Here is a 272-nt window from a genome sequence, read left to right as displayed (position 1 = left end):
AGTGTCTTTGATCCTTTTGGTGAAGCAGGAGATACTGCATCCAAGGCACTAACCATTAATACTGATGGGAACACCGGTGTTGCTTCACCCGATTCTTATGATCCCTACGTGGGTTTAGGGGGAATATCAGGATACAAAGGTCTGATTCTTCTCTTCGATGAAACGGTTAATAGTGGATTTAATCCTGGAGAAACCCTTGGCTTCTCGGTTGATATGGATCCTAACTCAGTTGCGGGTGGCAATAAAAGCGATCTGGATAATGCTACAGATGC

1 protein-coding gene is annotated in these 272 nt (G+C 44.5%); it reads left to right on the top strand.

Going from position 1 to position 272, the window contains the following annotated elements; translation table 11 throughout:
• On the top strand, positions 1 to 272 hold a 272-nt coding region (locus tag R0J87_RS20500; RefSeq protein ID WP_498888558.1), incomplete at both ends, for a hypothetical protein.

This window comes from Halomonas sp. SIMBA_159, from assembly GCF_046536035.1.
Lineage (GTDB): Bacteria > Pseudomonadota > Gammaproteobacteria > Pseudomonadales > Halomonadaceae > Vreelandella > Vreelandella venusta_A.
This window is presented reverse-complemented; position numbering and strand designations above follow the sequence as displayed.